This window comes from Streptomyces sp. CAU 1734 (assembly GCF_039888735.1).
Classification (GTDB): Bacteria; Actinomycetota; Actinomycetes; order Streptomycetales; family Streptomycetaceae; genus Streptomyces.
Window position 1 is genome coordinate 197823 of record NZ_JBDQQP010000011.1, and the last position, 21576, is coordinate 219398.

15 protein-coding genes are annotated in these 21576 nt (G+C 72.2%); 8 read left to right on the forward strand and 7 right to left on the reverse strand.

Going from position 1 to position 21576, the window contains the following annotated elements:
- Nucleotides 1-244 precede the first annotated feature (244 nt).
- The gene (gene treS / locus AAFN69_RS22275; RefSeq protein ID WP_347730416.1) at nt 245-2035 is read right to left on the reverse strand and encodes a maltose alpha-D-glucosyltransferase; all 1791 of its coding nucleotides are present in this window, start codon (nt 2033-2035) and stop codon (nt 245-247) included.
- On the reverse strand, nt 2032-4083 hold the full coding sequence (locus tag AAFN69_RS22280; RefSeq protein WP_347730417.1) for an alpha-1,4-glucan--maltose-1-phosphate maltosyltransferase: 2052 nt from the start codon (nt 4081-4083) through the stop codon (nt 2032-2034). The genes treS and AAFN69_RS22280 overlap by 4 nt, the downstream gene beginning before the upstream one ends.
- Nucleotides 4084-5284: 1201 nt before the next feature.
- Here AAFN69_RS22280 and glgP point away from each other — a divergent pair.
- On the forward strand, nt 5285-7969 hold the full coding sequence (gene glgP, locus AAFN69_RS22285; RefSeq protein WP_347730418.1) for an alpha-glucan family phosphorylase: 2685 nt from the start codon (nt 5285-5287) through the stop codon (nt 7967-7969).
- Here glgP and AAFN69_RS22290 read toward each other — a convergent pair.
- The gene (locus AAFN69_RS22290; RefSeq protein WP_347730419.1) at nt 7900-9600 is read right to left on the reverse strand and encodes a histidine kinase; all 1701 of its coding nucleotides are present in this window, start codon (nt 9598-9600) and stop codon (nt 7900-7902) included. The two genes, glgP and AAFN69_RS22290, sit on opposite strands and share 70 nt — an antisense overlap.
- Before the next feature lie 78 nt (nt 9601-9678).
- Nucleotides 9679-10350: a response regulator transcription factor gene (locus tag AAFN69_RS22295; RefSeq protein ID WP_347730420.1), complete on the reverse strand. Its 672-nt coding sequence runs from the start codon at nt 10348-10350 to the stop codon at nt 9679-9681.
- 120 nt (nt 10351-10470) lie between these two features.
- Between AAFN69_RS22295 and AAFN69_RS22300 the strand changes: the two genes are divergently transcribed.
- The 5 genes from AAFN69_RS22300 to AAFN69_RS22320 all read left to right on the forward strand — a co-directional run bounded on the left by AAFN69_RS22300 (nt 10471) and on the right by AAFN69_RS22320 (nt 15565).
- A complete protein-coding gene (locus AAFN69_RS22300) occupies nt 10471-11121 on the forward strand; it encodes a hypothetical protein (protein ID WP_347730421.1) in 651 nt (216 codons plus the stop codon).
- Nucleotides 11122-11126: 5 nt separating this feature from the next.
- Nucleotides 11127-11642: a hypothetical protein gene (locus AAFN69_RS22305; RefSeq protein WP_347730422.1), complete on the forward strand. Its 516-nt coding sequence runs from the start codon at nt 11127-11129 to the stop codon at nt 11640-11642.
- 335 nt (nt 11643-11977) lie between these two features.
- On the forward strand, nt 11978-12496 hold the full coding sequence (locus tag AAFN69_RS22310) for a hypothetical protein (protein ID WP_347730423.1): 519 nt from the start codon (nt 11978-11980) through the stop codon (nt 12494-12496).
- A 28-nt stretch (nt 12497-12524) separates the two neighbouring features.
- The gene (locus AAFN69_RS22315; protein ID WP_347730424.1) at nt 12525-12890 is read left to right on the forward strand and encodes a hypothetical protein; all 366 of its coding nucleotides are present in this window, start codon (nt 12525-12527) and stop codon (nt 12888-12890) included.
- Nucleotides 12891-13081: 191 nt separating this feature from the next.
- The gene (locus AAFN69_RS22320; protein ID WP_347730425.1) at nt 13082-15565 is read left to right on the forward strand and encodes a hypothetical protein; all 2484 of its coding nucleotides are present in this window, start codon (nt 13082-13084) and stop codon (nt 15563-15565) included.
- 33 nt (nt 15566-15598) lie between these two features.
- Here AAFN69_RS22320 and AAFN69_RS22325 read toward each other — a convergent pair whose 3' ends face one another.
- The 3 genes from AAFN69_RS22325 to AAFN69_RS22335 all read right to left on the reverse strand — a co-directional run bounded on the left by AAFN69_RS22325 (nt 15599) and on the right by AAFN69_RS22335 (nt 18224).
- The gene (locus AAFN69_RS22325) at nt 15599-16156 is read right to left on the reverse strand and encodes a MarR family transcriptional regulator (protein WP_347730426.1); all 558 of its coding nucleotides are present in this window, start codon (nt 16154-16156) and stop codon (nt 15599-15601) included.
- A 6-nt stretch (nt 16157-16162) separates the two neighbouring features.
- Complete coding sequence (locus AAFN69_RS22330; RefSeq protein ID WP_347730427.1) at nt 16163-16984, reverse strand: SDR family oxidoreductase; 822 nt, start codon at nt 16982-16984, stop codon at nt 16163-16165.
- A 97-nt stretch (nt 16985-17081) separates the two neighbouring features.
- Nucleotides 17082-18224, reverse strand: a complete 1143-nt coding sequence (locus tag AAFN69_RS22335; RefSeq protein WP_347730428.1) for a nucleotide disphospho-sugar-binding domain-containing protein — start codon at nt 18222-18224, stop codon at nt 17082-17084.
- 440 nt (nt 18225-18664) lie between these two features.
- Here AAFN69_RS22335 and AAFN69_RS22340 point away from each other — a divergent pair, with 440 nt between their 5' ends.
- Both AAFN69_RS22340 and AAFN69_RS22345 read left to right on the forward strand, forming a co-directional pair.
- The gene (locus tag AAFN69_RS22340) at nt 18665-19579 is read left to right on the forward strand and encodes an NADP-dependent oxidoreductase (RefSeq protein ID WP_347730429.1); all 915 of its coding nucleotides are present in this window, start codon (nt 18665-18667) and stop codon (nt 19577-19579) included.
- Between the two features lie 327 nt (nt 19580-19906).
- Nucleotides 19907-21484, forward strand: a complete 1578-nt coding sequence (locus AAFN69_RS22345) for a DHA2 family efflux MFS transporter permease subunit (protein WP_347730430.1) — start codon at nt 19907-19909, stop codon at nt 21482-21484.
- Nucleotides 21485-21576: the final 92 nt, after the last annotated feature.

The window sequence follows — 21576 nt, forward strand, 5'->3', positions numbered from 1 at the left end:
CAGAGTGTCCCGGATCACGGCAGTGACTGTCCGGCGGCGCGCGGGTGACGACGGGTGAGTGCCCGGAGCGGGGCGGCCGGAGCCGCCCCGCGGGGGGCTCTCGCGGCAGCACGGTGCCGGGCCCGCGGGGGTACGGGCCCGGGGTGCCGGGGCGGGGCGGCCGGTCCGTTGTGCACCGGCCGGCCGGTTCCGCACCGGCCGGCCGGGGGGCCGGGGCGGCCCGGCCGCGGCCGGGTGCCGGGGGTCAGACGCCGACGGCCGCCGGCGCGCCGCTCCTCTCCCGGCCCGGGTCGGTGAGCTCCTGGGACCGGTCCTCCTCCCGGGCCCCGGGCAGCTCCCGCGCGTCCTTGCGGAGGCGGAACCAGTAGAAGCCGTGCCCGGCCAGGGTCAGCAGATAGGGCCACTGCCCGATCGGCGGGAAGCGCACCCCGCCGATCAGCTCCACCGGCCGGCGCCCGCCGAACTCCCGCAGATCCAGCTCGGTCGGCTGGGCGAACCGCGAGAAGTTGTGCACACACATCACCAGGTCGTCCCCGTACTCCCGGGTGAAGGCCAGCACCGCCGGGTTGGACGAGGGCAGCTCGGTGTACGAGCCGAGCCCGAAGGCCGGGTTCTGCTTGCGGATCTCGATCATCCGCCGGGTCCAGTGCAGCAGCGACGAGGGATTGCTCATCGACGCCTCCACATTGGTGACCTGGTAGCCGTGGACCGGATCCATGATGGTCGGCAGATAGAGCCGCCCGGGGTCACAGGAGGAGAATCCCGCGTTCCGGTCGGGGGTCCACTGCATGGGGGTGCGCACCCCGTCCCGGTCGCCCAGCCAGATGTTGTCCCCCATCCCGATCTCGTCGCCGTAGTAGAGGATCGGTGACCCGGGCAGCGACAGCAGCAGCGCGGTGAAGAGCTCGATCTGATTGCGGTCGTTGTCCAGCAGCGGCGCGAGCCGGCGGCGGATGCCGATATTGGCCCGCATGCGCGGGTCCTTGGCGTACTCCGCGTACATGTAGTCGCGCTCTTCGTCCGTGACCATTTCGAGGGTCAGCTCGTCGTGGTTGCGCAGGAAGATGCCCCACTGGCAGTTCTCGGGGATCGCCGGGGTCTTGGCGAGGATTTCCGAGACCGGATAGCGGGACTCACGGCGCACCGCCATGAAAATCCTCGGCATCACCGGGAAATGGAAGGCCATGTGGCATTCGTCGCCGCCCTTGGCGTAGTCGCCGAAGTAGTCGACGACATCCTCCGGCCACTGGTTGGCCTCGGCGAGCAGGACGGTGTCGGGGTAGTGCGCGTCGATCTCCTCGCGGACCCGTTTGAGGAAGGTGTGGGTTGCGGGAAGGTTTTCGCAGTTGGTTCCCTCGCGCTGGTACAGATAGGGGACGGCGTCCAGCCGGAAGCCGTCGATGCCCAGGTCGAGCCAGAACCGCAGGGCGGAGACGATCTCCTCCTGCACCGCCGGGTTCTCGTAGTTGAGATCCGGCTGGTGGGAGAAGAAGCGGTGCCAGAAGTACTGCTTGCGCACCGGGTCGAAGGTCCAGTTCGACGACTCGGTGTCGACGAAGATGACCCGGGCGTCCCGGTACTGCTTGTCGTCGTCGGCCCAGACGTAGTACTCCCCGTACGGCCCGTCGGGATTGCTGCGGGACTGCTGGAACCACTCGTGCTGATCGCTTGTGTGGTTCATGACGAAATCGATGATGACGCGCATGCCGCGCTGATGGGCGGCGTCCACGAACTCCACGAAGTCGGCGAGATCGCCGAATTCCGGGAGTACCGAGGTGTAGTCGGAGACGTCGTAACCGCCGTCCCTGAGCGGCGATTTGAAGAACGGCGGGAGCCAGAGGCAGTCCACCCCCAGCCATTGGAGGTAGTCCAGCTTGGCGGTGATGCCCCTGAGGTCTCCGACGCCGTCTCCGTTGCTGTCCTGGAAGGACCGCACGAGGACTTCGTAGAAGACCGCCCGCTTGAACCAGTCGGGATCGCGGTCCTTGGCGGGAGTGTCCTCGAACAAGTCGTGGACGGGCTCATTGACGATCATGATGTGGGTGACCCTCCGATCGGCGGGGACGGTCGCAGAACCGCGATGTGCGCGGGCGCATGGCCCGGCTCCAGGCGCACATAGGCGGATCTGCCCCAGTGATAGGTGTCGCCGGAGAGCTCGTCGCGCACCGGCGCGGACTCGTGCCATGCGAGGCCGAGTCGCGGCATGTCCAACGAGACCGTGGCCTCCTGGGTGTGGTGGGGGTCGAGGTTGACGACGACGATGACCGTGTCGGTGCCGGTGTTCGACACCGACTGCTTCGAGTACGCGATGACCGCGTCGTTGTCGGTGTGATGGAAGTGGAGGTTCCGCAGCTGTTGCAGGGCCGGGTGGCGGCGCCTGATCCGGTTGAGCGCGGTGATCAGGGGCGCGATCGACCGCCCGGAGCGCTCGGCGGCCTCCCAGTCGCGCGGGCGCAGCTCGTACTTCTCCGAGTGCAGATACTCCTCGCCGCCCTCCCGGAGCGGGGTGTTCTCGCAGAGCTCGAACCCGGCGTACATCCCCCAGCTCGGCGAGAGCGTGGCCGCCAGCACGGCCCGCGCCTCGAAGGCCGGCCGGCCGCCGTGCTGGAGATGGGCGGGGAGGATGTCGGGGGTGTTCACAAAGAGATTCGGACGCATGTACGCGGCCGTCTCCCCGGCGAGCTCGGTCAGATACTCCGTCACCTCGTGTTTGGCGGTGCGCCAGGTGAAGTAGGTGTACGACTGCTGGAAGCCGGCGGCCGCCAGGGCGCGCATCATCGCCGGCCGGGTGAACGCCTCGGCCAGGAAGATCACATCGGGGTCGGTGCGGGCGATGTCCGCCAGCACCGTCTCCCAGAAGACCACCGGCTTGGTGTGCGGATTGTCGACCCGGAAGATCCGCACCCCCCGGTCCATCCAGAACCGCAGCACCCGCAGGGTCTCCCGGACCAGCCCCGGCATGTCCGTGTCGAAGTCGACCGGGTAGATGTCCTGGTACTTCTTGGGCGGGTTCTCGGCGTACGCGATCGTCCCGTCGGCCCGCCGGCGGAACCACTCGGGGTGTTCGGTCACCCAGGGGTGGTCCGGGGAGCACTGGAGTGCGAAATCGAGTGCGATCTCCATCCGCAGATCGCGGGCGGTCCGCAGGAAGTGGTCGAAGTCGGCGAGGGTGCCGAGATCGGGATGGACCGCGTCGTGCCCGCCGTCCGCCGAGCCGATCGCCCAGGGCACACCGACATCGTGCGGGCCGGGGGAGAGGGAGTTGTCGGGACCCTTGCGGAAGGTGGTGCCGATGGGATGCACGGGCGGCAGATAGACGACATCGAACCCCATCGCGGCGATGGCGGGCAGCCGCTCGGCGGCGGTCCGGAACGTGCCGGACCTGGGCGGGGCCGGCCGCCGGCCCCCTTTGACACCTCTGCCCCGGGCCCGGCTCCCGGCGGCCCGCTCCGGCACCCGGGCACCCTCCGAGCGGGGGAACATCTCGTACCAGGAGCCGTACAGCGCCCGGCGCCGCTCCACCAGCAGCGGCAGGGGCCGGGAGAGGGTGACCAGTTCGCGCAGCGGATGACGCCCGAGGGCCTCGGCGGCGTCCGGGGCGAGGGCGGCGGCCAGCCGGGCGGCGGGCGGCCGGGTCCGGTCCCGCAGCCCGTCCACGGCGGTGAGCACCGCCTCCCGCCCATCGCTCTTGGGCACCCCGGCGGCGGCCCGCTCGTACAGCTCCGCGCCCTCCTCCAGGACCAGCGCGGTGTCGATTCCGGCCGGAATCTTGATCCTGGCCGTGCGCAGCCAGGTGGTGACGGGGTCGCTCCACGCCTCCACGGCGTAACTCCACCGACCCTCGGTGTCCGGCGTGACCTCGGTGCCCCACCGGTCGGTTCCGGGGGCGATCTCCCGCATGGGGAGCCAGGGGCCGGGGCGTCCGGAGGGGTCGCGCAGCACCGCGTTGGCGGCGACGGCGCCGTGCCCTTCACGGAAGACCGTGGCGCTGACCTCGAAGGATTCGCCGACGACGGCTTTGGCCGGCCGTCTCCCGCAGTCGACTTGAGGGCGGACGTCCAGGACGGGGATACGACCGATCATGGGCTCACCTGAGGGCTGTTCGGGCAGGGACGGGATCGAGAAGGAGGTACATTTTTGTATGCGATGGCACCTTTTGTTCTGATTACTGCTATTTGTAACCGCTTGATCGCCGACTGACGGGCTCGGGGCGTGGACGCTCCGGCCCGCGTTCACCCGCCCGGCCGCGAGGCCGCCCCGGGGGGCGGGTCGTGCGGGTTCGGACGCCCGGGGTGCCGGCTCCCGTAGGGGCCGCGAGGCCGCCCGCGAGGGGACGGGTCGGCCCGACCCGTGCGCCCGGGCTGCCGTACCGGCCGCGAGGCCGCCCGCGAGGGGCGGGGGTTGACCGGATGCGGGCCCCGGCCGCGTCTTCCCCCGTACCTGGGGGCGGACACTCGTGGGGGCGGGTTCGCGCCGGGGTGCGGTGTGGTGGCCCACGGGCCGCGCGCCGGCCGGCCGGGCCGAGCCCGGGGGCGCTTCCCGCCCGACGCGCGGGGCGCGGTTGCGGGGCCGGGGTCGTCAGGGTTTCTTCCCGCCCGAGGCCCGAGGCCCGAGGCCCGAGGCGCGGCGCGCTGGGCGGGGCCGGGTCCGGATGCCGGCGGGTCTCGCCGGGACGCGATGGCCGCCGAGGACGCCGGCCGGGCCCAACGCTCCCGGGCCCCCGCGCCCGGCGGCGGGGCGGGCCCCGGCGGCGCTCACCGCCCGCGCCGGGGTCCGCACCCTTCGTTCACCTCTGCTATGCCTGAGAGACAGTCAGCCCCAGCTGGGCTCGTCCCCGGCGGCGACTTCGCGCAGAGAGGTTAAGTACAGCGGTATGTGATCGGCCATCAGTCCGAAGAGCCTTTCGGTGGAGAGTGTTTGCTGCCTGATAACAATGGCAGGCCAAGGATCACCCAGTCGGCTCATTCCGATCAACCGGAGACGATGGCGGCATGCCGGAGTCCGGCCGGCCCCCGCCCCGCCCCCGCGACACGCCCGGCACCCCACTGGTCCGGACGCGCCCGGCCAGGGTGCCGCCCGAGCGGGCCGATCCGCTCCCGGCCGGCCCGGAAATCCGCAGGTGAACGCGGCGGGCAGGGCCGCGCCCGGCCCCCGGAGCCGTTCCGCCCGGGACGCGCGCCATGCCCCGGGCGGGGGAGCGGCCACTACCGTCGTCGGGTGACGGAGGGACGCACACCGTCGTGCGTCCCCTCGGATGCGTACCTCCCCTGCGAAGGTGGGACCCGTGAAGGCCATTCGTCGATTCACCGTCCGCCCCGTCCTCCCCGAACCCCTGCGCCCGCTCCAGGAGCTGGCCGGCAATCTGCGCTGGTCGTGGCATACCGAGACCCGCGACCTGTTCCACTCCGTCGACCCCGGCGGATGGCGGGCGGCGGGCGGCGACCCCGTACGGCTGCTCGGCTCCGTCTCGGCCGCGCGCCTCACCGAGCTGGCCGGGGACCGGCGCTTTCTGCGCAGGCTGACCGCCGCCGCCGATGATCTGGACGACTATCTGCACGGCCGCAGGTGGTACCAGAACCGGTGCGCGGAGCAGCGCACGGCGGATTCCGGCCCGCCGGTGAGCCCCGACGACACCGCCTTCCCGTCGGCCATCGCCTACTTCTCGCCCGAGTTCGGGGTCACCGCGGCACTGCCGCAGTACTCCGGCGGCCTCGGCATTCTGGCCGGCGACCATCTCAAGGCGGCGAGCGATCTCGGCGTACCGCTGATCGGGGTGGGACTGCTCTACCGCCACGGCTACTTCCGCCAGTCCCTCTCCCCGGAGGGCTGGCAGCTGGAGCACTATCCGCTGCTCGACCCCCATGAGCTGCCCCTCACGCTGCTGCGGGAGCCGGACGGCACCCCCGCCCGGGTCACCCTCGCCCTCCCCGCCGGCCGCTCGCTGCACGCCCAGGTCCGGATCGCGCAGGTCGGCCGCGTACCGCTGCTGATGCTCGACTCGGATGTCGAGGAGAACGAGCCGGGCGAGCGCGAGGTGACCGACCGGCTCTACGGCGGCGGCAGCGAGCACCGGCTGCTCCAGGAGATGCTGCTGGGCATCGGCGGAGTGCGGGCGGTGCGCGCGTACTGCCGGCTCACCGGCCACCCCGCGCCCGAGGTGTTCCACACCAATGAGGGCCACGCCGGATTCCTGGGACTGGAACGCGTCCGGGAGCTCGGCACCGGGCCGGAGCCGCTGGACTTCGACGCCGCGCTGGAGGCCGTGCGGGCCGGTACGGTCTTCACCACCCACACCCCCGTCCCGGCCGGCATCGACCGCTTCGACCGGGAGCTGGTCGCCCGCCACTTCGGCGAGCGCGCCGAACTCCCGACCGTGCCCGCCGACCGGATCCTCCAGCTCGGTGCCGAGAGCCGGCCCGCCGGTGACCCCGGGGTCTTCAACATGGCGGTGATGGGCCTGCGACTCGCCCAGCGCGCCAATGGCGTCTCCACCCTCCACGGCGCGGTGAGCCGTTCCATGTTCGCGGGCCTGTGGCCGGGATTCGACCCGGACGAGGTGCCGATCACCTCCGTCACCAACGGGGTCCACGCGCCGACCTGGGTCGCCCCCGAGGTCTTCCGCCTCGGCGCCCGGCGGATCGGCGCGGGGCGGGCCGAGGACGCGCTGACCGTCGGCGGCTCCGAGCTGTGGAACTCGGTCGTGGACATCCCCGACGCCGAACTCTGGGAACTCCGCCGCGAACTGCGCGAACAACTGGTGACCGAGGTGCGCCGGCGGCTGCGCGCCTCCTGGCGGGAGCGCGGCGCCGCGGCGGCCGAGCTCGGCTGGGTGGACGGTGTGCTCGATCCGTCCGTGCTCACCATCGGCTTCGCCCGCCGGGTCCCGTCCTACAAGCGGCTGACCCTGATGCTCCGTGACCGCGAACGCCTGACCGAACTGCTGCTCCACCCCACCCGCCCGATCCAGATCGTGGTGGCGGGCAAGGCCCACCCGGCCGACGACAGCGGCAAGCGCCTGATCCAGGAGCTGGTCCGGTTCACCGACGATCCCGAGGTGCGCCACCGCATCGTCTTCCTCCCCGACTACGGCATGCGGATGGCGCAGAAGCTCTACCCCGGCTGCGACGTCTGGCTCAACAACCCGCTCCGCCCGCTGGAGGCGTGCGGCACCAGCGGCATGAAGGCCGCGCTCAACGGCGGGCTCAATCTCTCCGTACTCGACGGCTGGTGGGACGAGTGGTACGAACCCGACTTCGGCTGGGCGATCCCCACCGCCGACGGACCGGCCGTGAGCGAGGAGCGGCGCGACGACCTGGAGGCGTCCGCCCTCTATGAACTGATCGAGAACCGGGTCGCGCCGCGCTTCTACGAACGCGGCGCGGGCGGACTCCCCGCCCGCTGGATCGAGATGGTCCGCCGCACCCTGGCGACCCTCGGCCCGAAGGTGCTGGCGGGCCGGATGGTCCGGGAGTACGTGGAGGAGCTGTACGCCCCCGCGGCCCGCGCCCACCGGGCGCTCACCCCGGAGCGGGCCCGTGAGGTGGCCCAGTGGAAGAGCAGGGTGCGGGCGGTGTGGCCCGGTGTCCGGGTCGAGCACGTCTCCACCGGCGGCGCGGTCGAGCCGGCCGAGCACGGCGACCCGGCCGAGCTCACCGCGGAACTGGGCGCGACGCTCACCCTCCGGGTCAGGGTCGCCCTCGGCGAACTCCACCCGGACGATGTGGAGGTCCAGGCGGTGGCCGGCCGGGTCGGCCCGGACGACATCATCACCGACACCCGGGTCACCCCGCTCAAACCGGTCGGCGGCGGGCCGGATCTGGAGGGCCGCCGGGTCTGGGAGGGCCCGCTCGCCCTCGACCGCACCGGCCCCTTCGGCTATACGGTCCGGGTGCTGCCCACTCACCCGCTGCTGGCCGCGAGCGCCGATCCGGGGCTGGTGGCGCTGCCGCCGGACACACCGCCGAGATGAGCCCCGGGGACGCGGTGACCGGCCCCGGCCGCGCCCCCGAACGGAGCGGGCGCCGTCCGGGAGCCGCCCGGGTCCCGGCTCCGCTCCTCCTCCCGGTCCACGTCCACCACCTTCGCCTTGGCGGCCAGCCGCCCGTCCCGGTAACAGAGCCGGTAGGCGGGCAGCGGGCGGAGCCAGGTCGTCCGGTAGTACACGCACGCGTCCACCCCCGCCGGTTCCGGCCCCGCGCCCGACGGGGCCCGGTCCACCTCCTCCTCGGGCAGCCGGGATTCCGTCTCCGCCCGGGTGTCGCCGATCCTGAGCGAGTCGTACCGTCCCGGCTCCAGCACGGTCCGCGCGAGCCGGTACTGCTCGAGACCGATCAGCGTCACCCCCAGGGTGCCCGTGACGACGACGGGCACCGTGATCACCCGCACCAGCCTCCGCCGCACCTGCCGGCGGGCCCGGGTCAGTTCGCGCGCGGAGGTGGTGACCGGCCCGGCCACCGGGGTCCGGGGGCCGGTACCCGTGTCCGCCGGCAGCCGGGCGACGACCTCGAACCCGCCGCCGGGGCGCGGCCCGTGGCCGAGGGTGCCGCCCGCCAGCCGCACCCGCTCGTCCAGCCCCACCAGCCCGCTCCCGCCGCCCGCCAGCCCGCTCCCGGCCCCGGGCGCCCCGGTGTCCATGACACTCACCGTCACCCGGCCGCCCGCCCGCCCCACCCGTACGGATATCTCCGCCCCCGGCGCATGCTTGGCGGCATTGGTCAGTGACTCCTGCACCACCCGCAGCACCGCCAGCGCCGTCATCTCCGGCAGCGCCCCGCTCTCCTCCCCCTCCTCGGCGAGGGTCACGGCCAGCCCCGACTCCCGGGCCCGCTCCACCAGAGCCCGCACGGTCCCGCCCACCGGATCGACCGGTGCGGACTCCCCGTCCGTACGCAGCACTCCGACGATGTCCCGCAGCCGCCCGGTGGCGTCCGCCGCCGACCGCCGCAGCTCCCCGGCGGCCTCCCGCTGCCGTTCGGGGAGGCTCCGGTCCACCTCCAGCGCGGCGGCCCGGACGGCGATCAGCGCCAGATCGTGCCCCAGCGAATCGTGCATGTCGCCCGCGATGCGCGACCGTTCCCGTATCCGCTCCCGGTCCGCCACGGCCCGCTGCTCGCGTTCCATCCGGTCGGCCAGCTCCCAGCCGGTGCGGACGAGCTCGGCGTACTGGCGCACGTACTGCCCCAGCAGCCAGGGCACGACGACGGTGAAGCAGACCGCGGTCAGCTGCTCGGGCAGATCGAACATGTCCCGCCCCGGGGCGAGCAGCAGCAGCGGCCCCGAAACGGCCATCACCCCGAAGGTGATCAGCGCGGGCCGGGCCCGCGCGGAGCGCCGGCCGGTGAGATAGCCGAAGGCCAGCATGGAGGCGCTGTACGCGGCCGAGTGGAGCTGCGGATTCTCCGCCGCGCAGAGCACGGTGACCGCGATCAGCGAGACGAGCGGCCACCGCCGCCCGATGAGGACGGCCCCCGCGACGACCGCGATCCCGGCGCCGGCGGCGAGCCGGGACCCGGTGTCGGCGGTCGCCGCCACAAAGGCGCTGAGCACCCCCCAGAGGGCGATGTCGGCCAGGGTGTCGCGGACCCGTTCTCTGCGCAGCATCCGATCACTCTGCCCGACGCCCCCGGGCGCGGTCCCCCGACGAAAGTCCCGGATTCCCCGGGCGCCGCTGCCCGGCCGCTACTCGCTCACCACCCCGGCCTCATGCGCCAGAATCGCCAGCTGGACGCGATTCCTGAGCCCGAGCCGCGCCAGCACCGCGCTCACATGCGCCTTGACGGTCCCCTCCACCACATGGAGCCGCCCGGCGATCTCGGCGTTCGACAGCCCGGCCCCCACCAGCGCGACCACCGCACTCTCCCGCCCGGTCAGCGGCGCGAGCCGCCGCCGCGCCTCGGCGGCCCGGGTGAGCCGCCCCTCCCCGAACTGCGCGATCACCCGCCGTGCCACCTCGGGCGAGAGGAAAGCGGCCCCGGCGGCCACGGCCCGCACCCCGCCGATGAGATCCCGGGGATCCCCCGACTTGAGCAGAAACCCGCTGACCCCGCAGTCCAGCGCCCGCGCGATGTACTCGTCCTCCGAGAAGGTCGTCAGCATGACGATCCCGGCCTCCGGCACCACCCGCCGCAGTTCCTCGGCCGCCGCGAGTCCGTCGAGCCGGGGCATCCGTATGTCCAGCAGCACCACATCGGGCCGGTGCGCGAGGGCCGACGCCACGGCCTCCCGCCCGTCACCGGCCTCCGCGACCACCTCGAAATCGGCCTCGGAATCGAGAATGGCGCGCACTCCGGCCCGGAGCATGGCCTCGTCGTCGGCGAGCAGGATCTTGATACGGGGATCTGTGTCGTTCACCGGGACAGGGTAGGCGGGCGGTTCCGGTGAATCGATTCCCCGGTACGACTTGTGCGCGCGAGCGGGTGACCTCCCGCTTCTCCCGTTCTCAGCCGGGCGGGGGCTCGCTATCAAGAGTCCATGAGGCAGACCTGTGCCCCGGCCCTCGGGGCCGGTGCGTCGATGCGATCCTGTCCGGCGGGGGACTCCCGCTGCTGGCCGTCACTGCTCATCGCCTGCACGCTCGCGCTCGCCTTCAGCACGGCCGGCCCCGCCCACGCGCTGGGCACCCGCGCCGCCGCGAGCCCGGCGAAGTGCCTGGACGGGGAGAAGGACTCCCGGGGGCGGTCCAGTGTCGACGACGGCGAGATCGCCTGGGAGGACGAGACCCGGTACGACGACGCCCGCGGGCACGCCGTCCGGGTCTGGACCGGCAGCGGATTCGGCAAGGTGCGGATGCCCGCCGACGACGCCTCCCGGATCGCCGATCTGGAGTGGGCGGACGTGAACACCGCCAAGGGGCAGTGGAAGGACGTCGGAGCGGCCTGGACCCCGCTCCCCGGGACCGACTCCATCCGGATGAACCGGGCCTATCTGGCGGGCGGGAGAAAGCTCGGGACCCCGGAGAAGCGCCGCATGGTCGCCGCGCACGAGCTGGGGCACGCACTCGGCTTCTGCCACAAGTCGCCCGACTGGTACGCCACCCTCCTGGCCCCCAATGTCCGCGACATTCCCCCGAGCGGGAAGCCGGCCTCCCGTGACCGCTCCAACTACCGCGCCTTGTGGGGCTGATACACATGAACGGACCGCGCCATGCCGTGCTCGCCGCCGCCGTCGCGGTGGTGCTGGGGGTCTCCGGCTATCTCTCCCATGCCGTGCTCACGACACCCTCGGGCTCCTTCGAGGCCCTGACCCTCTACGACCCGGACGATCCGCGCGAGGTCGCGGGCAGCGCGGACGACGTCTTCCACGCGGAGGTGACGGCGCACACCGGGCGGCGGACCATCGCGCACGTACCGTCCGAGCTGTACGAGGTCCGGGTGGGACGGGTCTTCAAGGGCGGCCTCGCCGGGACGGTCACCATCACGGTGCCGGCCGGGGACCCCGCCCTGGAGGCGGGCACGAAATATGTGTTCACCACCGCCGCCTGGGGCAACCGCGAGCGCGAACACGCGGTGCTCTCGGACACCCGTCCCCTTCTCGCACCCGACCTCGGGGCCCGGGTGCCGGATCTGCCGGGGGAGCCGGTGCGCACGGTGGGGGAGTTGTGGCAGTGGGCGGTCAGGCATCAGATCGATGTGACACCGGAGTGAGAACCGCGGCGGCCCGCGCGCCCGGCGGCCGGCGATGAATGAGTCGAATACGGCGCGATCACGAACCGGCCCCGCTCGCCGCTGAATTCATGCCCATCGAATCGCGCGGCCGTCCGGTGCTCCGGGAATGGATCCGGGCTGCCAAAAGAGCTTTCCGGCAGGCGAGTTCGGAGAACTGGGCACACGGTGACGGTCATTCACGGTAATTCCGCGGCGGCCGGGTGCGATCCGTCCGGCGGCGAACGCCTTTGCGAAGTGTGTAGGGATTGGATAAGTTCTGGGCGTCGCCATCTCCGTGACCGGGAGATGGCCAGCCGATTAATGGGAGAAGCCCCGTGCACAGAACTGCCCTCCGCCGTATATCACTTGCCGGTGTCGCCGCCGTCACCAGCGCCGCCCTGCTCGCCACCGCCGCTCCCGCCGCCATGGCGGATGAGACCGCGCGCGAGATGAATTCCGTTCCGGGTGCCGCGGAATTCCGTCACGTGACCGCCGAGCAGCGGGACTTCATCGAGAAGGGAATGGGCCCGCGGGCCCTCGCCGAGATGTCCGGGGCGATGAGCGGGCAGAGCGCCGGGGACGGCCGTGTCCAGCCCCGGGCCTTCCCCATCGCCGCTGTCGCCATCGGCGCCGCCGCATGGTGCGCGAAGGGCGCCCTGGCCAGCATTCCCACATCCGTGCTCAGCGATATCGCGGCGGGCAAGTCCTCGGGCAAGAAGACCTATGTGCGGAATGCCGTCATCGGCTGCATCGGCGGCGAGATCGGCGGCTGGGCCTGGAAGATCCTGCCCGGCTGGGTCAAGGACAAGGCCGTTAACATGGTCATCGCCTTCATTATCAAGTACATCCGCTAGGGTCGCCCGGCGCGACCCGGAGGTGCCCATGGCATACCTGTTCATTTCCGGTTGTTTCTTTTTCCTCGGAGTCGCCTGCCTCCTGGCCGCCCGTGTCGGACACAGAGGAGAGGTCTGCGACAGATCCGTCGGGTACGACGTACCCGCGGAGGTGAAAGCCGACCCCGCTCTGCGCAAGCGCGCCAATTCGCTGGTGGCTTTCTGGGCCGGCGGTGCCGCGGCTCTCAGCTTCGCGCCGCTGGTTCCGCTGGGAGTCGTCATCCTGAGCGACGGCGGCAAGGCGATATCCACATGGGGGCTGGTGGGCTTCGCGCTCTACGGAATGGCCGTGGTCGTCATGGGGGCCTATCCGTTCGAGAAGATCAAGCATCTCGCCGCCGATTCCGAGCGCTGAACGGCCCTCCCGGCGGCCGGAAGGACGCCCCGGACAGCACCCCGCTGTCCGGGGCGTTCCGGTACGGCCGCATGCACCCCCGGGCCGATGATCATGCGCCGGCCCCTGTTGCCTACAGTGATGCCGGACCCGCTTCCGTGCCCTGTACACCGGAAGGGGTTCTCACCTGGACAAAGGGGGGTGAGCGGCCCATGCCGCTGATCAGAGAAGGACTGTCCCGAAGAGCCGCCGGCGCCGTCGGTGCGAGCACCGCGGTGCTGGCCGCGTCGGTGCTGCTCGTACCGGGGACGGCGACGGCGACACCGGCGGCACCCGTGGCACCGGCTCCGGTTCCGGCGGAGAAGCGGCCGGCTCCCGGTGAGCGCGGCGTGGCGCTGGGGAACGGCGAACGGGCGGAGCTCGTGGACGGGGCCGTACGCGTCACCCGTGACGGGCGTCCCTCCACCGGGCGGTACACCGTCACCTCCGCCGGGGGCGGCGTCACCGTACAGCCCGCCGCCGGCGGCGCGGCGACGGTGCTGCGGCCCGCCCGTGCGAAGAGCGCGCGGGCGGCGTCCGGGCCGCAGACGGTGAAGCTGGTCATTCCGGGCGCCCGGAGCGCCAACTTCTTCGTCTGGGAACGCACGAGCTTGTCGTTCCTGGAGGTCGACAACAGCAACCCCGACGCCAGGGCCACCCTCCGGCTCTCGCCCGGCAAGTACTTCGCCCTGGCGATGAACCACACCAATGGCGACGGCACCTATGTGCTGGCGAAGCCCTTCACCGTGCCGAAGAAGGCCGTCACCGTCACGCTCGACCGCAAGGCCGCCCGGGAGACCGGGATCCGGGCGGACACCGGCTCCGTCGCGCGCTATCAGACATCCGTCGGGATCACCGGGGGCGGAAGCATGGTGAACAGCGTCGGCGGCGCGGAGAAGGTGTACGTCACCCCCTTCTCGGTGCCGGGGGTGTCGCTCCACCTCCATGACGTGCTCACCCGGAAGGGCTCCTCGCTCAACTTCCCCGGCCCGGTCCGGTACGACCTCACCCACACCTTCCGTGACACCGTCCCCGCCAACCCGTTGGTGAAGGCCGTCACCGCGAAGCTCGGCAAGTCGGTCACCACCGTGCGCGCGCCGGGCGCCCGCACCACCGGATGGCTCCAGTCCTCCCCCCGGCTCGGCAACTCCATGAACGGCTACGCGGCCGCGCCGGTCCCGGTCGCGGGGGCGTTCACCCAGTACGCCACGCCCGGGGTGTCCTTCGCCCGCTCCTTCGGATACGGATACGGCCCCGCGCCCGAGCTGCCCGACCGCACGCTCAGGGCCGGTGCCAACCCCGGGGAGATCCTCGGCGCCGCTCCCGTCCAGCCGGTCCGCGACCCCGAGCGGCACAGCGTCCGCCTCGGCAGCAGGATCCTGCTCTGGGAGCCGGGCACCCACGGCGACGCGGCCGGCAACCCGGCCCGGGACGACCGGGCGCGCAAGACCGTCCGGCTGAGCTCGGGCGCCGATCTCATCGCCGAGGCCACGGGCGATGAGGCCGCCGCACCGATCACCGCCCGGGTCTCCGACTCCCGGGCCGACTACCGCCTCGAACACACCGCCGTCCGCCGGGTGCACGAGTCGCGGCTCTCCACCGAGGTGCGCAATGACTGGACCTTCAGCTCCGACTGGGTGGGCTTCGAGGCCGAGCTGCCGCTGATCGATGCCCCGATCAAGGTGGGCGGGCTCGACGCGTACAACCGGGCGGGCACCGGGCCGGTGACGGTCTCCGCCGCCCCGGCCACGCGCGGGGAGAATCCGGCCCCGGCCTCCACGTCGAGGATCGAGTACTCGATCAACGACGGCGCCGACTGGGTGGACATGCCGCTGACCCGGGGCGCGGCCACCCTCACCGTCCCCGCCGCGGCCTCCTTCGTGTCGCTGCGGGTGACCGCGGAGAACACCGGGGGCGGCACGGTCCGCAAGACGGTGAAGCGGGCCTTCGCCGGGCCCCTGCCGGCCGGGGACGAGCAGATCGGCGCCACCCGGATCTCGAAGGCGGTCGTCAACAACGGCCGGCCGATCGAGGTGACCGGGCACGAGGACTTCACCGCGCGGTTCACCGCCACCGATCCGTCCGGCATCCGCGCCGGCGGTATGTACCTCTACAGCGGGTCCCACGACAACCCGGCCGCCGTCCTGGACCTCGGGACGGCGGAGTGCTCCCGGACCGGCGCCACCTCGGCGATCTGCGAGAGCGAGCGCGGCTTCGGCGACTTCCGGGACTCCCTGGGACGCAACAGCCTCGCCGGAACCTGGCGGCTCGCCGCCTGGGCCGAGGCGAACGACGGCACGAGCCTGACCAGCCTGCGCTCGGCCGGCGCGGTCCGGATCCGGCACAACACCGAGATCCTCGTGGACGCCGCGCCGGAACCGGTCGTCAAGGGCCGGACGATCACCGTCACCGGAACACTGCTCCGGGACGACTGGGAGCGCGTGATCAACGTCCCGCTCGCGGGCCGGCCGGTGAAGCTCCTCTTCACCAGGGCCGGTTCCACCGTGCACTCCACCGTGAAGACGGTGCGGACCGACGCCAAGGGTGGTCTGAGGACCACGGTCAAGGCGGTGGCCGACGGCACCTGGCGGTACTCCTTCGCCGGTGACGGCACCCTCGCCGGGACCTCGGCGAGCGATTACGTGGACGTGCGCTGACCCGTGCGCACGACCTGAGGACAGGCGCCCCGGTCAGCTCCCGCCGGCCGGGGCGCCGCCCGTGTTCGCGATGATGCGCCGCAGTACGCGCACCATCACGGCGTACTCGGCGGGGTCGACACCCGCGTGGATCCGCTCCCGGATGAGCGGCGCGTGTTCCTTGACGCGCCGGTGTGCCAGGGCGCCCGCCCCGGTGATGGTGAGCGCCCCGGCGGCGTCCCGGGCGACCAGACCGTTCGCCACCAGGGCCGCCGCCTCGGCCGCCGGATCGGTGGCGTCGTCGGTGTAGGACCGCATCAGCGCGGTGAGACCGGCGACGGTCAGGCCGGCCGCGTCGGGGGCCGGATCGCCGGGGGAGAGATGGCGCAGGATCCAGTACTGCGGCTGGGTCAGCCCCAGCGCGGCCAGCTCCCGCCGGATGAAGGCGACGGTGGAGCGATGGGCCAGCAGGCCGAGATCGTCCTCGTCGTACCGGGGTACCGAGGAGTCCCGCCGTGACGCGCCGCCGTTCCGGACCACGGAGGAGTCCCGCCGTGCCCCGGAGCCGTTCCGCTCCGCCCGCCCGGCCGTCTCACTCGTCCCGCCGCCCATGGCGCATCACTCCCAGTTGGTGGTGACCGTACCGTCGGGACCGTACACGCGCATCCGCTGGACCAGCAGTTCGCCGTCCCGGATCTCGTCGATCCGCTTGAGCAGCAGATCCAGATCGTCCCGGATCGAGAGATAGCGGCCGTGCAGCGCGTCGTACCGGCCGGAGGCCAGTGCGGTCACCAGCCGGCCGCACTCGTCGGGGGAGTTCCACTCCATGTCCGGGTGGCGGGCCGCGAAGGACTCGGTCATCCGGGTGCGCACGACTCCGGGGCTGACCACGAAGGACCGCACACCCGTGCCCGCCTCCTCCAGCGCGAGATCCAGTGTCTCGGTGAGCCTTACCAGCGCGTTCTTGGCGAAGTTGTACGAGGAGAGCGGGAACACCAGCGGCCCGCTGTCGCTGCCGACGCTGATGATCCGGCCCGAGCCCGCGGCCACCATCGACGGCAGCACGGCCCGGACACAGATCAGCGGCCCCCGCACATTGGTCTCGAAATGCCGCCACCAGGCGTCCAGATCGGCCTCCCAGAGCGGCCCCTCCCCGGGGGTGTACACGGCCGCGTTGTTGACCAGCAGGGTCACCGGGCCGAAGTGGCCGCGCACCTGCCCGGTCATCTCCCGGACGGCCTCCGGGTCGGTCATGTCGGCGGGGGCCACGAGAATCCGGGCACGGTCGGCGCCCGCGAGTTCCGCCGTCTCCTCCAGATCGGCGCGGCTGCGGGCGACGACCGCCACCCGGGCGCCGGCTCTGGCCAGTGAGAGAGCTATCTGTCTTCCGATTCCCCGTCCGCCGCCGGTGACGATCGCAATCTGGGTGCTGAGGTTCACACGCAAATCCCTTCGTAGGTGGACAGGTCGCCCCGGTTCGGGGCACACGCCGACGGGCACCCGGATGTTCCCGGGTGCCCTGGCGAGAGGCGCGCGGTCATTTTCGCTCGGCGAGCGTGACCAATCGCGCGACCAGTTGGTCCGGGCCCGGCTCCTTCGCCAGCGCCGCCGAGGCGGCACGGGCGGAGGCACGCAGGCCCTCGTCGTGGAGCAGGGTGTTCAGCAGACCGGCGTCGACGTCCTCCGACTCGCGGGAGAGTCCCAGTCCGGTGCGCTCGATCAGCGCCGCGTTGATCCAGTTGTCGGCGCCCTGCGGCAGTGCCAGCTGCGGGATCCCGGCGTGTGCCGAGGCCAGGGTGGTGGCACAGCCGGCGTGGTGGATGATCGCGTCGCACTGCCACAGCATCATGTTGAGCGCGGTCCAGCCGACCACCCGCACATTGGAGGGGAGTTCCGCCCCGCCGAGGTCCGGGTTGTCGCCGAGGGCGAGGACGAACTCCGCGTCCGTCTCCGCCGCCGCGTCCAGCACCTTGGTCAGACTGCTCGCACCCGTCACATGCGGCACGACGGTGCCGAGCGTGACACAGATGCGCGGGCGCCGCTTCGGCTCCACCGCCCAGTCGGGGACGGTGCCGCCGCCGTGGAAGGGGACCGAGCACATCGTCAGCCCCTCGCCCTCCCCGTGCATCATGTAATCCGGCGCGAAGTACAGCGCGGTGACCTCCGGCAGCTCCACCGGAGTGCCGGTCCGCTCGTACAGCGGTGCCAGATAGGGCAGGAACCGCCGCGGCAGATTCCCCTCCCGCAGGAAGCTGAAGCCGTGTTCGACGGCCGGGACGCCGAGCGCGCGGGCGGCGATCAGCGCGGTGCCCTGGAGCCGGGAGTACACGATCAGATCCGGCTGCCACTCCCTGGCCAGGCTCAGCGTTCCGTCGAGCATCAGATCGCTGACCCGGGAGAACTTCTCCAGGATCACATCCGGGGTCTCCAGGCTCTCGGTCATGGCCATGCCGCGCTCGCGCATCAGCCGTGCCCGGTCCTCGTTCGACCCGGTCCTCGGGAAGATCGAGGCGAAGTCGGCGCCGGGGGAGACATCGCGCACGGCGAGTCCGGCGTTGGCCGCCGCCGCCACCGAGACGCCCGAGGTCGCGACCACGACCTCGTGGCCCGCGTTGCGCAGGGCCCACGCCAGACCCAGGGACGGGTACAGATGGTCGAGTCCCGGACAAACGTTGAACATCACGCGCATCGCGATGACCTCAATTCGGAGGGGGGCCGGAGGAGATCGACGGCAATCTGCTGTCGGCGCCCGACCGTGCCCGCGACTGCTCGATGGCTGCTAGAGGGGCGGCGGAACGGGGCGGCCGGGCACCGCGCCGGCGGCACGGATGTTTGGGCGGCGCCCCGGGGAGGTAATGCGGTGGTGCCGGATGTGCCGCACGCCCGCCGCCCTTTCGCACACGGGTGCCCCGCATGCTCCGGGTCCGGCCGGGTCCGCCCTCCGGCACCGCCCGTCCCGGGCCGTGCCGGCGAGGGCCCCGCGCGGCATGGCCGGTCGTCGCCTCGAGCGCAAGTCGAGTCTCCTTCGAGGTGGTTGAGTGATCGTCACGGCATCGGGCGGGCGGACATCGCCGGCAGATGTCGCTCGATTTCGGGAACCACACGATTGCGGTGATATTCATGAAGGCTGCGGCCCTGACAGAGTTCGGCGGCCCGGAGGTACTCACACTTACGGAGGTACCGGATCCGGAAGCCGGTCCGGGGCAGGTGCGGGTCCGTGTCCGCGCGGCCGGTGTGCAGCACTTCGACACCGGTATCCGCACGGGCTGGGCACCGCCCTCCGTCGACCTGACCTTCCCGGTCGTCCCGGGCAATGAGTTCGCGGGCGTGGTGGACCAGATCGGCGACGGGGTCACCGACTTCGCGCCCGGAGCCGAGGTGCTGGGCTTCACCACCACCCGCAGCTACGCCCAGTACGTCGTGGTCCCCGCCGACCAGATCGTCAACAAGCCCGCGGCGATGTCCTGGGAGGTGGCCGGCGGCTTCTCCGCCAACGGCCAGGGCGCCCACCTCTGTCTCTCGCAGATGGGCGTCAACCCCGGCGACACGGTCCTCATCAACGCCGCCGCCGGCGCGCTGGGCACCTTCTCGGTCCAGCTCGCCCGCGCCTGGGGCGCCACCACCGTGATCGGCACCGCCAGCGAGCGCAACCACGAGTATCTGCGCTCCATCGGCGCGGTGCCCGTCACCTACGGCGAGGGCCTGGTCGAACGCGTCCGCGCGCTGGCGCCGGGCGGAGTCGACGCCGCCATGGACAACGCCGGTCCCGACGCGCTCCGCGCCAGTGTCGAGCTGGTCAAGGACATCAACCGGGTCCGCACCATGGTCTCGGACGAGGCCGCCGAGGAGCTCGGCGTACCGGCGCTCGGCCCGTCCCGCTCCGCCGGGCGCCTGGCCGAGCTCGTCGGACTGTACGAGCAGGGCCTGATCAAGATCCACATCCGCAACTCCTATCCGCTCGCCGAGGCCGCCGAGGCCCATCGCGACCTGGAGCAGGGACACGGCCGGGGAAAGATCGTCCTCGTCGTGGAGTAGTGACGGGAGCGAACGGCCGCTCGGCGGCCGTGCCGTGACCGTACGCCGGCCGGGCCCGGACACGGCCCGGCCGGCGGCAGCCGCATCGGCGGGCCCGCCGGGTCCGCGCGGTCCGCGAGGTTTCGTACGGGCTCGCGGGGGCTCGCGGGGGTCTTCGCGACCGCTCCCGGAGCGCCCGCGCGCACCGCGCGTCCCGTACTCGCCGGGATCCCGCCGTCGCGCGGCCGGTGTCCGCCGACGGCTCGCCGGGCGCCCGCCCGCCGCCCGCCGACCGCACAGTGAAGCCGGAAACAACGGCCCTCGGGCCAGGGAAGGGAAGTAGTGAACATGGCGTCAGAACCCAAACCGGCGGGAGCTCCCGCCCCGAAAAAGGACGCCGGCCTCTTCACTCTGGGTGCTGTCGTCATTCTCGGCACGATCGTGGCCGCGATCGACGGCACCCTCGTGGTGGTGGCGATCGACGCCATCGGCCATGACTTCTCCGCGTCGGCGCAGTCCATTCAGTGGATCACCGGTGCCTATCTGCTGGCCACCTGTGCCTCGATCCCGGTCTCCGGCTTCGCGGTCAACCGCTTCGGCGCACGGAACATCTGGCTCGGCTCGCTCGCCGCGTTCCTGCTCTCCATGGTGCTCTGCGGCATCGCCTGGAACCCGCTCAGCCTCATTCTCTTCCGGGTGCTGCAAGGATTCTCCGGCGGACTCATCGGTATGGTCGCGATGGTCGTCCTGACCAGGGCGGCCGGTCCCGAACGCGCCGGCCGGGCCTTCAGCGCCGTCGCCGTACCCTCCACACTCGCCCCGGTCCTCGGCCCCATCATCGGCGGCGCGGTCATCGATGTGACCAGCTGGCGCTGGCTCTTCATCGGGCAGATCCCGCTGCTGGCGGGTGCGCTGGCGGTCGCCTGGCTGGTGCTGCCGAGGGACACCGCGGACAAACAGGCCAAGCTGGACTGGAAGGGCCTGCTGCTCATCTCGCCGGGTCTGGCGGCACTGGTCTACGGTGCCTCCGCGGTCGCCGACCTCGGCGCCGCGGGACCCATCGCGGTGGGCGACGCCCTGCTCAGCGCCGGTACGGTGATCGCCGGAATCGTGCTCACCGCCTGGTTCGTCGTCCATGCGCGCCGCCGGCGCAGCAGCGCGATCATCGACCTCAGCCATCTCGCCGACCGCGGATTCTCCATCGCGATCTTCATGATCTTCGTGGTGGGCTTCCTCCTCTACGGTCTGCTCTTCCTGGTTCCGCTCTACTACCAGCAGGTGGTCGGGCTCAGCGCCACCGCGGCGGGCACCCTGCTCGCTCCCCAGGGACTCGGCATGGGCATCGCGGCGGCGCTGGTCGGTCCGCTCAGCGACCGGATCGGGGCCCGGCCGATCGTCCTGGTCGGACTGCTGCTGACCTTCGCCGGGAGTATCCCCTTCGCCCTGGCGGACAGTGAGCCCAACAGCGTGGTGATGGGTGTCGCCCTCGTCCTGCGCGGCATGGGGCTGGCGGCCGTCTCGATTCCGCTGGCCGCCTCGCTCTATCAGTCCGGTCCGCCCGAGGCCGCGATCCCGCACATCACCACCATCAGCGGAATCTCCCAGCGGACCGGCGGCGCGCTCGGCGGAGCCCTGGCGGCGGTCAGTCTCCAGCTGCTCTCCAGCGGTGGCTCGACCTTCGACGCCTCCGCCTTCACCACCACCTTCTGGTGGATGACGGCCCTGCTCATCCTGCCCTTCCTCCTCTCCTTCCTGCTGCCGGGCAAGCCCCGGGAGGCCGGGAAGGGCTCGGCGAAGGGCAAGCCCGAGGACGCCCCGCAGGGCGACGCGGAGGACGGCTCACCGGGCGAACCGCCGGGCTCCGGCCAGGACCGCGAACCGTCCAGGAGCGGTACGAAGGACTCACCGGTGGCCGCGGCGGAGTGACCCGCCCCGCCGGGGCGGGGGTGCTGTTCCGCGCCGTGTCCCCGCCGCCGGGCCCGCCCCGGAGCGGGCCCCGGCACCCGGCAGCACCCCCC